The organism is Rugamonas violacea, assembly GCF_016461825.1.
In the GTDB taxonomy this organism is placed as follows: domain Bacteria; phylum Pseudomonadota; class Gammaproteobacteria; order Burkholderiales; family Burkholderiaceae_D; genus Rugamonas.
In genome coordinates this window covers 21,912-33,958 of record NZ_JAEMNU010000128.1, presented here as the reverse complement: position 1 = coordinate 33,958, position 12,047 = coordinate 21,912, and the positions used below count along the sequence as shown (strand labels likewise).

The following is a 12,047-nucleotide window of genomic DNA, read 5'->3' as shown; positions in this document are numbered from 1 at the left end:
AGGACGAGGTTTGGCTCAATCCGGAACGGGCTGAGCCTGAATTATTGAAGCTGGCTGCATGAAGTGACGCGACAACTTTGTTGACAACTACCGATTGTAGGCGTCGCTCCAAATTATTCATCGTACCGTCTCCAACGGGATTCATTGAGTAATCTTGGTTAGAGGATAAGCTTGAAAAAAAAGTTCCTGCCGACGGTGGAGGTAGGCATTAATATGGCGCAAACAACATGAGGAGAGAGGGCATGGCATCCAAACAGGGCACGGTCGATTTCCTGCTCGACCAGATGGCGTCGGCCGGCCCCATCGTCGCCAAACGCATGTTCGGCGAATACGGCTTGTATTGCGACGGGCGGTTTTTCGCCGTGGTCTGCGACGACCAGCTCTACCTCAAGCCGACCGCCGCCGGGCGCGAATGGCTGGGCACGGTGGTCGAGGCGCCGCCCTACCCGGGCGCCAGCAACTGGCTGCTGATCGACGGCGAGCGCTGGGACGACAGCGCCTGGCTGAGCCGCTTGGCCGGCCTCACCGCCGCCGCCCTGCCGCCGCCGGCGCCGAAGAAGCCGAGGAAGCCCAAGGCGCCCAAGGCGCCCAAGGCGCCCAAGGCGTGAGTGGCATGCCGCCAATGTGAGGCGCCAGCGGCCGCCGATGCCACCCAAAGACAGGAGCCGGGGTCAGACCCGCCGGGTCTGACCCCAGTTTCTGCCGCTGGGTTGAATTGGCTTGGCCTGTGGGTTGCATTGGCTTGGCCTGTGGGGTGACTTGCTTGGCCCGGCGCGGTTCCGGTCGGGCCGTCCCGCCCGGCAACCTATCCGCGCCCTTTGAGCAGACGCAACAGCCTGCCACCCAGGCCCACGGCGGCCAGCGCCAGCGCGCCGGCCGCCAGGCCGGCCAGGCCGTCGAGCACGCTCGGGGTCAGCCAGGCCAGCGCCGGGCCGACGCCGGCCAAGCCGCCGACGGCCTCGGCGGCGTGCTGGATCACCTCGTGCGCGCCGGGCAGGCCGTGGGTCAGGATGCCGCCGCCGACCATGAACATGGCCAGCGTGCCGACCACCGACAGCAGCTTCATCAGCTTGGGCGCGGCGGCCAGCAGCACCTGGCCGACGGCGCGCGTGACGGCGCCGCCGCGTTGGCTCAGGTAGAGGCCGGCGTCGTCCATCTTGACGATGCCGGCGACCAGACCGTAGACGCCCACCGTCATCACCACGGCGATGCCGGCCAGCACCGTCACCTGCTGGCCGAACGGCGCGCCGGCCACCGTGCCCAGCGAAATGACGATGATCTCGGCCGACAGGATGAAGTCGGTGCGGATGGCGCCCTTGATCTTGTCCTTCTCCAGCGCCACCAGGTCGACGTCCGGATCGCTGATGGCGTCGGCCAGCTGGCCCAGGTGGGCGGCCTGCTCGTCGGCGTGCAGGTAGGGATGGGCCAGCTTTTCAAAGCCTTCGAAGCACAGGTAGGCGCCGCCGGCCATCAGCAGCGGCGTGATGGCCCAGGGCGCGAAGGCGCTGATGGCCAACGCCGCCGGCACCAGCACCGCCTTGTTCTTCAGCGAACCGACGGCCACCGCCCACACCACCGGCAGCTCGCGCTCGGCCTTCACGCCGGACACTTGCTGGGCGTTCAGCGCCAGGTCGTCGCCCAGCACGCCGGCGGTTTTCTTGGCCGCCACCTTGCTCATCAGGGCGACGTCGTCAAGGATGGCGGCGATGTCGTCGATCAGCGCCAGCAGGCTGGAGCCGGCCATCTCAGCGGCACTCCGGCGTGGACGGTGGGGGAAAGGTCGGCTGGCTCGGCATGTGCATCATGAATCTCTTGGCAAGGATGGTGGAGCGGCAAGTGTAACCCAGGCCGCGCCGTTGCCGGCGGGGAATCCGCCGGCCCGCTACAATAGCCCTTCGGCCGCGTCCGCCGCACCGCGCCGCCGCCGTTTCCATCATCTCGCCCGGGACCCACCGTATGACTTTCGCCACCTGGATCACCTTTTTCATCGCCGCCTGCATCATCGCCGTGTCGCCCGGCTCGGGCGCCGTGTTGTCGATGTCGCACGGCCTGTCGTACGGCGTGCGCAAGGCCAGCGCCACCATTGTCGGCCTGCAGGCCGGTTTGTTGCTGGTGCTGTTCATCGCCGGCGCCGGCGTCGGCTCGCTGCTGCTGGCCTCGGAGCTGGCCTTCAATGTGGTCAAGGTGGTCGGCGCGTTGTACCTGATCTACCTGGGCCTGGGCCAGTGGCGCGCCAAGGTGGAGATCGGCGCCGGCGCCATGGCCGGCGCGGCGCAGAGCGCGGCGCCGTCGCTGCGCAAGCGCGTGCTGACCGGCTTTTTGACCAATGCCACCAATCCGAAGGGCATCATCTTCATGGTCGCCGTGCTGCCCAACTTCATCAACCAGCACGCCCCGGTGTTGCCGCAACTGTTGATCCTGGCCGTCACCATGTGCTCGATCGACCTGGTGGTGATGCACAGCTACGCCTTCCTGGCTTCGTCCATGCAGCGTTTCTTCCGCGACGCGCGCGCCGTGCGCAAGCAGAACCGCGTCTTCGGCGGCTTGTTGATGGCGGTCGGCGCCGCGCTGTTCTTCGTCAAGCGCGGCGGCGCCAACGCCTGACGCCGCCGCATCCCCGCCGCCGCGTCACAGCAGGCCGAGCGCCTTCAGGCTGGCGCGGCCCAGCGGCACGCGTTGCTCGGCGTCGCGGTCGCGGCGGATGTCCAGGTTCAAGGCGAAGCTGTACAGGCGGCCGTCCTTTTGCAGCCAGCCGACCCACCAGCCGAGGTCCTTGCCGTCGGCCGGCGACGACCAGCCGGTCTTGCCGTACAGCGCGTGGCCGGCGCTGCGCTCCAGTTCGGCGATCTCGCGCGTCTGCGCCATCGCCTCGCGCGGGAAGGGCAGGCGGTCCTGCGCCAGCCGCTCGATGAAGCCGGTCTGCTCAAGCGCGCTGATCTGCAACGGCCCCTCCAGCCAGAAGGTGTCGATGACTTTGCCGGTCTGCATGTTGCCGTAGTTCAGGGTGTTCAGCTGGGTGCGCATGCGTTCGGCGCCGATGCGCCGCGCCAGCTCCTGGTAGATGCGCAGGTTCGACGTCGGCATCGCCTGGCGCAGGCTCATGTCGTGTTCCCATTCCTGGCGGTCCTGTGCCTTGCCGTGGTAGGGCAGCACCTCGTCGACGTTGGCCACGGCGCCGACGGTCAGGCCGATCAGGGTGTTGGCCAGCTTGAAGGTCGACGCCGGCGCGTAACGGGTTTTGGCGCGCGCCAGGTTGTGCACCGTGTAGCTGTCGGCCTCGACGTCGTGCAGCACGAAGGTGCCGGTCACGCCGGCCTTCTTGAACAGCTTGCCGATGGCGGCGCTATCCTTCCAGTCGCTGGCCTGGGCCAGCGTGCAGGCGGACAGCAGCAGGCCGGCCAGCAGGGTCGATACGGGGAGTCGCATGGTGTCTTCAGGGGGAGGGGAGGGAGCGCACATTCTACAATGTGCAATCATTTGTAACCCAGGTAGCCGCAAACTAATCTGCGGCGTTAAATGACAATGGCACCATGACCACGGCGCCGCCGCGCCCGCGCCGTGCGCGCCGAACCAGCATTCCGAGGAGCCCAGCGATGAGCCGCAGCGCATTCCACCGTTTGATCGCGACCAGCGCGACCGCCCTGGCCGTGTTGGGCGCCTGCGCCGCGCCGGCGTTGGCCGAGCCGCCGGCCCGCGTCGGCCGCATTTCCAGCCTGGAGGGCCAGGTCACCGTGCTGGCCGAGGGCGAGGCCAACGCCGCCCTGTTGAACTGGCCGATCACCAGCGCCAACCACATCGCCACCGGGCGCGGCGCGCGCGCCGAATTCCGCGTCGGCGCGGCGGCGGTGCGGCTGGACGGCGACTCCGACCTGGAGGTCAGCCAGCTCGACGACGACAGCCTGCACCTGTATCTGCACTACGGCAGCGCCAGCGTGCGCATCCGCGACAACGAGTTGGTGCGCGACTTCGAGCTGAGCACGCCGCAGGCCCGCGTCACGCTCAGCGAGCCGGGCTGGCTGCGCGTCGACGCCGGCCGCAGCGCCGACAGCAGCGTCGTCAGCGTCTTCGCCGGCATGGCCCAGGTCGACGGCGCCGGCAACACCGTGAGCCTGCGCAGCGGCCACCGGGTCGAGGTCGGCAACGAGGAGCTGCGCACCGGCGCGGCCAGGCGCGACGCCTTCGACAACTGGGCCGAGGCGCGCGAGCGGCGCGACCAGGCCGGCCCCGCCAGCCGCTACCTGCCGGCCGAGGTGACCGGCGCCGAGGAGCTGGACCAGTACGGCAGCTGGCAGGACAGCAACGACTACGGCCCGCTGTGGACGCCGCGCGTGGTGGCGCTCGACTGGGCGCCCTACCGCGACGGCCGCTGGATCTGGCTGGCGCCCTGGGGCTGGACCTGGGTCGACAACGCGCCCTGGGGCTACGCGCCGTCGCATTACGGCCGCTGGGTGATGCTCAACCGGCGCTGGTGCTGGGCGCCGGGCCGCGTGGTCGGCCGGCCGGTGTGGGCGCCGGCGCTGGTCGGCTGGGTCGGCGGCGACCAGCTGACGGTGACCTTCGGCGGCAGCGTCGGCAAGCATCGCGGGCCGGGGCTGGGCTGGTTTCCCCTGTCGCCGCGCGACAGTTATGTGCCGCCCTACCGGGTTTCCGTCGACCAGGAGCGGCGCCTGAGCTGGCGCCACGACGGCCGTGGCGGCAACTCCAAGGAGCCGCGCCGCGATCACCGCGACGGCGTCACCGTGTTGCCGCGCGACCAGTTCGACGGCCATCGGGTGGTGCCGGTCGGCAAGGGGCCAAAGGTCATCATGAGCACGCCGTTGATGGTCAACGCGCCGCTGGTGGGCGCGCCGGCGGCGCCGGCCCGGGTGCTCGACACCCGCCACCTCGACCAGCCGGCGCGCAATGACGGCCGCGATCCCGGCCGCGAGCCCGGCCGTGGCGATCGCAGCGTGCGCAGCGACCGCCTCGACCATGTTGAGCGTGGCGAGCGGGATGAGCGCGATGGGCACAATGGGCGCAACAACTTGAGCGGCCACTCGCCGCGCTCGGCCGTGCCTGCCACGTCCGCGATGCCGCCGGCCACGCCGGCGACATCGGCGACATCGGCCACATCGGCCGCCGTGGCGCCGTTGCAAACCAGCCCGCCGCAGTCCGGCAAGCAGTTGCTCGACACGCGGCGCGAGCCGCGCCCGGGGCCCGCCGTGCTGGTCGCGCCGGCCGTGCCCGGCATGCTCGGGGAGACGCCGCCGTCGCCGCATGAGCGGCCGGGCCGGCGCAACGACGAGCCGCGTCACGGCCGTGGCCAGGAGGTCGAGCCGCGTGCGTCGCAGGCGCCGAGGAACCAGTCGCCGCAGGTGCCGCCGCAGGTGCAGGCGCCGGTACAGGTGGCACAGCCGGCCCAGCCGGCGCAGCAGATTGCGCCGGTTCAGCCGTCGCGTCCGGCAGCGGTGGTGGCGCAGCCGCCGTCCATGCCGCCGGTGCATCAGGCGCCCGCGCCACAAGTGCATCAGGCGCCTACGCCACCGGTGCAGGCGGCGCCGGCGCGCGACGCCGGTCGGCAGGCCGGCGAGCAGCCGGGCCGCAAAGAGGCCAACGACAAACGTCGCGAGGAGGGGCGTGAGGCGCGCGAGCGTGGCGACAACCGCAACCAGTCGTCGCGTTGACGGTGGAACATGGCGGCTCAGGCCGGCGAATCGGCAACTCAGCCCGTCCATGGCGCATTCCGTCACATTTCGCTATTCGCCGTCATTGTCAATTGGATATAGTTCCATTACTGCAACGACGACGGCGGCGGGACAGGGTGCTAACACGGCGCCCGCAGCGCCGGGCCGTCGCGACCGTACACCGAGTCCCGACTATTTTCTGCCCAATGAGAATAGTTTTTTCGCCAGCCCACGGGCTGGTTTTTTTTGCATTTCTGCCGACCGGCGTATAATCGGACGATGACATCGCTCGACCTTAAATCCATCGATCCGGCAGATTTGATACCGCTCCCCGAAGTCCCTGACAGCTACGGTCCACGGGATGAGGAAGAGCGCCGCGTCCATACGCTGGTCAAGGAAGCGCTAGACAGCGGCCCCGGCAAGAATTACGCCAGCGTGGCTGACTTCTTGGCGGAGTTGCGCGCCGGCATCCCCGGTCTGAATCCGTAGGCGGGTGCTCAAACTCAATGTGCGCTCGTCGGCCTCGGCCGACTTGGCCGAAGCGCTCGCGTATTATGCGAAGGCCGCGCCCGCGCTCCCGGACGCCTTCCTGACACAGCTCGGTATTACGCTGACCTTGTTGCGGCAGCGTCCCAACGTCGGCTCCCGGCGCTTCGCCCACTTCTTCCCTGGCATCGACCTGCGCACCTGGTCGCTCGAGCGCTTCCCGTTCCGGGTCTTTTACATGGTTGAAGGCGATACGCTGCACGTGTTGCGCGTCGATCACGAACGGCGCAACGTCACGAGCAAGACTCTGGGCCCGCTCGGGCGCATGAAAAAAGGCGGTGGCCGATAGGGAAAGCGGCCGCTTCCCTGTGCGCGCCATACGTCGCACACTGCGACGGGCCTGCCGCGCCGCGCTGCGCTGCGGCGAGCGGCAAGGCGTCAATCTCCGCGTCGATTTCCCGCTTGGCCGTATCGGTGCCGGCAAGCAGCTGCGGATCGTCTTCGGCCGGACTGGCAGGGGAGCGGTCAACTGGCCGTCCCGAATGCCGATTACTTGACCTCGGCCTGGGCCTTGATGCGCAGCCGCGCCCGCCACTCGCCCAGCGCCGACAGCGCGCCCTGGAACTCGCGCTCGATCAGGTCGGCCTCGGCGGCCGTCACCTTGCCGTCCATCAGCGCGTTGGAGACCGCCTCGGCGACGGCGCCGACCTGGCTCATCACCCGGCAGACGGTCTGCGACAGGTCGTCCGAGCCGATCTGCTCGGGTTGCGGCACCACGAAGGCGGCCATGCCGTGGCGGGTCAGCAGCGCGTGCAGCGGCAGGTGGGCCTCGGCCACGCCGGCGCGGTGGCACAGATCGACGATGGTCGACACCTCCTCGAAGGAGGGATAGTGCGAGGCGATGGTCGGCGCCAGCTTGTTGCGCAGCACGTTGACGGAGATCTCCATGCTGTGCGCCAGCGCTTCGATGCCGCCCGGGTAGTTGCGTGCCACTTTATACAGGGCATCGTGTTGATTCATATCGAGGTATTTGCGCGTCATGGTGAAGTTAACCTTTTATTACCGATGCATGCCCCCCCAAATGGGCGCTATGCTGATTCCAATGCAAGTCATGCTATGCTGTTTTTCGCCCAACCTAACTGAAAAGACATCATGAAGTCCTCTCATTTTGCCGTGATCCTGACGGTGCTGCTGTCGGTGGCAGGCTACACGCCGGCCGAGGCGCGCGATACCTCACATTCTGGCACATCGTCATACAAGAGCGGATTTTCGTCGCAACGCTCGAGCACGGCGAAGAGCAAGCCGTCGCCACCGGCGTCGTCGCGCAGCGCCCCCGGTTCGTTCGGCCGCAGCGGCAGCCGCGACGCCGCCGACGCCGCGCCATCGCCATCGCCGTCGCCGTCGTCATCGCCATCGCCGTCGTCGCAGCGTAGCGGCTTCGGTTCGTTCGGCCGCGGCGCCGGCAGCACCAACGGCACCAACAGCGCGTCGGCGCCCGACGCCGCGCCGGCACCGTCATCGAGCCGCTCGGCGCTGGGCCGCGACATGAACCAGAGCGCGGCGCAGGAGCGCGCCAACCAGACGCTGGAGTCGCGCCGGCGTGCCGCCGCCGCGCCGCCGTTACCGCCGTTGACCGATCCGGTGTCGCGGCCGCAGCAGTCGCCGCAGTATTCGCAGGGGCAGCAATCGCCGTCGTACCAGCAGCCCGGTCCCGTCTACCAGCAGCAACAGCCGCCGGTGATCGTGCAGCAACCCAGCAACGGCCTGATGCACGGTCTGATGGGCTTCATGTTGGGCCGCGCCGTCAGCGGCGGTTCGCATCCGACCTACTATCCGGGCAACAACAACGGCGGCAACGCTAGCAACAACGGTGGCAACAACGGCGGCAACGGTAACAACGGCAACAGTAACACCGGCGGCAACGCCGTCGACAGCGGCCTCGGCGGCAGTGTCGGCGCGGTCGCCGCGCCGCCCGCCCCGCCCTCGTTCGGCGCCACGCTGCTGCGCACCTTCGCCTGGTTGGTGTTGCTGAGCGTGTTGGGCTGGCTGGTCTACTTCGGCGTCAAACGTCTCAAACGCGGCCGCACGCCCAGCGGCGCGAATTACTCGTTCGAAAGGGAATAGAAATGGGTTGGAGCAATGCATTTGATTATCTGCGCGGTGTCGCCGCCAAGCGCGGCGCCGATCCCGGCGAGCAGCGCGCCGACGCCGACCTGCCGCTCGGCGCCCGCATCGGCAGCCTGGTCACGCTGCAGCAGTCGCCGCTGATCCGCGCCAACGCCGACGGTTCGCTGATCCGCCTGCCGAAGCCGGGCGAGACGCGCATCGAGGCGGTGTCGCAGATCCGCCTGAACCTGGCCGGCGGCCTGTACCGCTATTACCTGAGCAAGGGCGACCTGGACGCCCGCGAAACCTTCCTGCAGATCTACCAGGACGCCAAGGGCGAGGTGGCCGAGCTGATGTACTGCACCCAGCTGGCCCGGGTGATCCCGCAGACGGTCGAGGACCAGGAGGCCTACATGGGCGTGTCCGGCGCCGGCCTGGGCGACCGCAGTTACACGCTGTGGCGCAACCAGCTCGACGACTACGGCCTGGACCAGGCCGACCTCGACCTGATCTTCGGCGCCAACGAGGGCATCGACTTCTGGCGCGACGCCGGCGATGCCCAGGCCGAGTTCGTCGCGCCGTTTTCCGGCACCGAGACGCGCATCGACGACGCCGCCGGCCGCAACGGCCTGCGCCAGGAAATGTATTTCATGCCGTACGTGCGCAAGTTGCCCGGCGGCGGCAGCGAGTATTTGCTGATCACCACGGAAGTGATTTCCAGCGTGAACGGCGACAATTCGAAGCGCGGTATCCATGTCGATTTCGTCATTGGCATACCGGTTGAGCAAGAGCGGATCGTCATTCAATAAGCGATGCGCAGTGTGTGTAAGTGTGTAAGTAAGTGTGTAAATAAGTGTGTAGTGGATGTTTACCCAAATTAACCTGGAAGGATACTGATATGAGCAACTCGAATGGCTGGGGTTTGACCGCGCGCCTGATCTCGAAACACTTCGGCGTGCTGGGCGACCGCGTGTCGGAAGCGATCGCCAACTTCGATCCCGAAACCGCCACCGAAGCCGACCGCGACCGTCTGGCCGACAGCCTGCGCAGCACCGCGCAGAAGCTGGCCGCCGCCCGCGCCTCCTTCGACAAGGAGCGCGCCGACGTGGTCAAGTTGCGCGAGCTGATCGCCACCGACGAGAAGGCCACCGGCACCCTGGCCGAGCGCCTGGCCGCCGGCAAGATCTCGGAAGCCACCATCACCATGTTCTGCGACGAGCTCGAGGCCAACAAGGCCCGCGTGCCGCAGGAGGAGCAGGAAGAGGCCGACGCCAAGCAGTACATGGACGAGCTGCAAACCATCGTCGACGCGCTGGCCAAGCAACTCGCCGAGTTCGACGCCGCCGCCAAGAAGGCGCTGCAGCAACTGGCCAGCGCCAAGGCGCAGCAGGACCTGCAGAACGTGCGCGCCGAGCGGCAGAGCGAGCTGGCCGGCCTGTCCGGCATGCGCGGCAACTCCAGCGCCCTGAACGCGCTGACCCGGCGCGCCCAGACCGTCAGCAACGAGGCGGCCGGCATGCGCATCGTCAACGACATCGGCCAGCGTCCGCTCGACCAGGCCGCCGAGATCGACGCCATCCGCCGCTCCGTCAACACGCCGGCCCTGGGTGCCGAGTCGGCGCTGGAACGCCTGCAGCGCCTGTCCGGCAAAACCGCCGCGCCGGCCCCGCTGCTGGGCAATTCCTAAGCGTTCGACGTAATTGGCTACAATATCAAGTGTGGCGGCCGCGCCGGTCGCCACGCTTGGTTTTTTTACATTGTTTTTGATTGGAATGATTATGGCAGCGATCCCTCCCGAAGAGTCCCTCATCGAGTACCCGAGCGACTTCCCGATCAAGGTGATGGGCCCGACCCACGTCGATTTCGCCCCCACCATCGTGGAAGTGGTGCTGAAGTTCGACCCGACCTTCCACGACGGCAAGCTCGAAGTGCGTCCCTCGGCCAAGGGCAACTACACCGGCCTGACCGTGATCGTGCGCGCCATCAGCCGCGAGCAGCTCGACGCCCTGTACACCGAGTTGTCGGCCCACCCGATGGTCAAGATCGTCATGTAAGACCGGCGCCGAGCTGGCGCTGGAAGTCCGCCACCTCGGCCAGCAGCCAGGCGCGGAAGGCTTGCACCTGCGGCTTGTGCGCCGCCGTCGGCGGGCTGACGAAGTAGTATTGCTCGGCGCAGGGCACGGCCAGCTCGAACAGGCGCAGCAGTTGGCCCGAGGCCAGCTCCTGCATCGCCACCACGCGGCGCACCAGCGCCACGCCGTCGCCGTCGACGGCCGAACGTATCAGCATCGACAAATCCTCGAACATCACGCCGCCCGACGGCTCCGCCAGCGCCAGGCCGGCCGCCTGCAACCACGGCGCCCACGGCTCCACCGAGCGCAGCAGACTGGCCTGTTCCAGCTCGGCCGGCGTGGCCGGCAGCGCGCCGCCGCGATAGTGGGGACTCACTACCGGAAAGTAGATGTCGCCCATCAGGCGCTCCACCAGCATGCCCGGATAGTGGCCCCGGCCGAAGCGGATGCCGACGTCGACGCCGTCGCGCGCCAGATCCTGCAACTGCCCGCTCGACTGCAACACCACCTCCACCTCGGGATGCCGCTCGATGAAGCGGCCCAGGCGCGGCGCCAGCCAGCGCGCCGCGAACGAGGGGATGGACGACACCGTCAGCCGGCGCGCCCCGGCGCTGCCCGGCCGCAGCGCCTCGGCCGCCGCCGCGATCTCGGCGAAGGAACGGCCCAGCACCTGGGCGAAGCGCAGCCCGTCCGCCGTGACCTTGACGTGGCGGCCGTTGCGCACGAACAGTGGCAGGCCCAGCTCCTCCTCCAGCGCGCGCACTTGGTGGCTGATCGCGCCATGGGTCAGGTGCAGCTCCTCGGCCGCGCGCGAAAAATTCTGGTGCCGCGCCGCCGCCTCGAAGGCGCGCAGGGCGGAAAAATTGGGCAATCGTGGGGTCGCGCTCATGCCGTTCTTTATGTGAATAAAACTAACAAGAATTCCGAAAATATATCGTTATGTGATTGCTTTGGCAAGCAATACCATGTGAATAGATTTCAACCACACGGAAACCGCCATGAGCCTAGTCCTGTACGTCGACAGCAGTTACAACAGCCCCTACGCCCTGTCCGCCTTCGTCGCCTTGACGGAGAAGCGCCTGCCCTTCAGCTTGGCAACCGTCGACCTCGGCGCCGGCGTCAACCGGCTGCCGGCCTACCGCGACCTGTCGCTGACCACCCGCGTCCCGGCGCTGGCCCACGACGACTTCGTGCTGACCGAGTCGAGCGCCATCAGCGAATACCTCGACGAAGCCTTCCCGGCGCCGGCCCACCCGGCGGTGTTGCCGCAAGGCCTGCGCGAACGGGCCCGCGCCCGCCAGCTGCAAGCCTGGCTGCGCAGCGACTTCCTGCCCCTGCGCGACGAGCGCAGCACCCAGACCGTGTTCCACCAGCCGGCCACGGCGCCGCTCGGCGCCGAGGCGCGCGCCAGCGCCGACAAGCTGATCCACGTCGCCGAAATCCTGCTCGACGGCAACGCCGACAACCTGTTCGGCGCCTGGTGCATCGCCGACACCGACCTGGCGCTGATGCTCCACCGCCTCATCAAGAGCGGCGACCCGGTGCCGGCGCGGCTGCGCGACTACGCCGCCGGCCAGTGGCAGCGCGATTCCGTGCAGCAATGGCTGCGCCTGTTGCCGATCTATTAAGCAGTTTCCGGCCCGGCAAGCTGCCACGCCGAGGCGCCGGCGGCTCAAAAACCACCCACAGGCGAAGAGCCGGGGGGGGGGGGGGGGGGGGG

14 protein-coding genes are annotated in these 12,047 nt (G+C 68.2%); 10 read left to right on the top strand and 4 right to left on the bottom strand.

Features of this window, described 5'->3' with window-relative positions; genetic code table 11:
- The first annotated feature begins 242 nt into the window (after positions 1-242).
- On the top strand, positions 243-608 hold the full coding sequence (locus H7U20_RS24630; RefSeq protein WP_199761784.1) for a TfoX/Sxy family protein: 366 nt from the start codon (positions 243-245) through the stop codon (positions 606-608).
- A gap of 197 nt (positions 609-805) precedes the next feature.
- Here the strand turns inward: H7U20_RS24630 and H7U20_RS24625 are convergent, their stop codons facing one another.
- On the bottom strand, positions 806-1,744 hold the full coding sequence (locus H7U20_RS24625) for a DUF808 domain-containing protein (RefSeq protein WP_199761783.1): 939 nt from the start codon (positions 1,742-1,744) through the stop codon (positions 806-808).
- A gap of 212 nt (positions 1,745-1,956) precedes the next feature.
- Between H7U20_RS24625 and H7U20_RS24620 the strand changes: the two genes are divergently transcribed.
- Positions 1,957-2,604: a LysE family transporter gene (locus H7U20_RS24620; RefSeq protein WP_199761782.1), complete on the top strand. Its 648-nt coding sequence runs from the start codon at positions 1,957-1,959 to the stop codon at positions 2,602-2,604.
- A 24-nt stretch (positions 2,605-2,628) separates the two neighbouring features.
- Here H7U20_RS24620 and blaOXA read toward each other — a convergent pair whose 3' ends face one another.
- Positions 2,629-3,426, bottom strand: a complete 798-nt coding sequence (gene blaOXA / locus H7U20_RS24615) for a class D beta-lactamase (protein ID WP_199761781.1) — start codon at positions 3,424-3,426, stop codon at positions 2,629-2,631.
- 167 nt (positions 3,427-3,593) lie between these two features.
- On the opposite strand from blaOXA, the gene H7U20_RS24610 reads away from it, so the two are divergent.
- The 3 genes from H7U20_RS24610 to H7U20_RS24600 all read left to right on the top strand — a co-directional run bounded on the left by H7U20_RS24610 (position 3,594) and on the right by H7U20_RS24600 (position 6,498).
- Entirely contained in the window at positions 3,594-5,663 is a 2,070-nt protein-coding gene (locus tag H7U20_RS24610; RefSeq protein ID WP_233411058.1) for a DUF6600 domain-containing protein, read from the top strand.
- 279 nt (positions 5,664-5,942) lie between these two features.
- Positions 5,943-6,152 (top strand): hypothetical protein, encoded by a 210-nt coding sequence (locus tag H7U20_RS24605; RefSeq protein WP_233411057.1) that lies wholly within the window; start codon positions 5,943-5,945, stop codon positions 6,150-6,152.
- A gap of 4 nt (positions 6,153-6,156) precedes the next feature.
- On the top strand, positions 6,157-6,498 hold the full coding sequence (locus H7U20_RS24600) for a type II toxin-antitoxin system RelE/ParE family toxin (protein WP_199761780.1): 342 nt from the start codon (positions 6,157-6,159) through the stop codon (positions 6,496-6,498).
- 200 nt (positions 6,499-6,698) lie between these two features.
- On the opposite strand, the gene H7U20_RS24595 is transcribed toward H7U20_RS24600, so the two are convergent.
- Positions 6,699-7,169, bottom strand: coding sequence for a phage regulatory CII family protein (locus H7U20_RS24595; protein WP_233411056.1), 471 nt, complete (start codon positions 7,167-7,169; stop codon positions 6,699-6,701).
- A 132-nt stretch (positions 7,170-7,301) separates the two neighbouring features.
- Between H7U20_RS24595 and H7U20_RS24590 the strand changes: the two genes are divergently transcribed.
- The 4 genes from H7U20_RS24590 (at position 7,302) to H7U20_RS24575 (ending at position 10,309) form a co-directional block, all read left to right on the top strand.
- Positions 7,302-8,273 (top strand): hypothetical protein, encoded by a 972-nt coding sequence (locus H7U20_RS24590; RefSeq protein WP_199761778.1) that lies wholly within the window; start codon positions 7,302-7,304, stop codon positions 8,271-8,273.
- Positions 8,274-8,275: 2 nt separating this feature from the next.
- On the top strand, positions 8,276-9,064 hold the full coding sequence (locus H7U20_RS24585; RefSeq protein ID WP_199761777.1) for a DUF2491 family protein: 789 nt from the start codon (positions 8,276-8,278) through the stop codon (positions 9,062-9,064).
- An 89-nt stretch (positions 9,065-9,153) separates the two neighbouring features.
- The gene (locus H7U20_RS24580; RefSeq protein WP_199761776.1) at positions 9,154-9,942 is read left to right on the top strand and encodes a coiled-coil domain-containing protein; all 789 of its coding nucleotides are present in this window, start codon (positions 9,154-9,156) and stop codon (positions 9,940-9,942) included.
- 91 nt (positions 9,943-10,033) lie between these two features.
- Complete coding sequence (locus H7U20_RS24575) at positions 10,034-10,309, top strand: DUF493 family protein (RefSeq protein ID WP_199761775.1); 276 nt, start codon at positions 10,034-10,036, stop codon at positions 10,307-10,309.
- On the opposite strand, the gene gcvA is transcribed toward H7U20_RS24575, so the two are convergent.
- Positions 10,302-11,216: a transcriptional regulator GcvA gene (gcvA, locus tag H7U20_RS24570; RefSeq protein ID WP_199761774.1), complete on the bottom strand. Its 915-nt coding sequence runs from the start codon at positions 11,214-11,216 to the stop codon at positions 10,302-10,304. The genes H7U20_RS24575 and gcvA overlap by 8 nt on opposite strands.
- 109 nt (positions 11,217-11,325) lie before the next feature.
- Here gcvA and yfcF point away from each other — a divergent pair, with 109 nt between their 5' ends.
- The gene (gene yfcF / locus H7U20_RS24565) at positions 11,326-11,955 is read left to right on the top strand and encodes a glutathione transferase (RefSeq protein WP_199761773.1); all 630 of its coding nucleotides are present in this window, start codon (positions 11,326-11,328) and stop codon (positions 11,953-11,955) included.
- Positions 11,956-12,047: the final 92 nt, after the last annotated feature.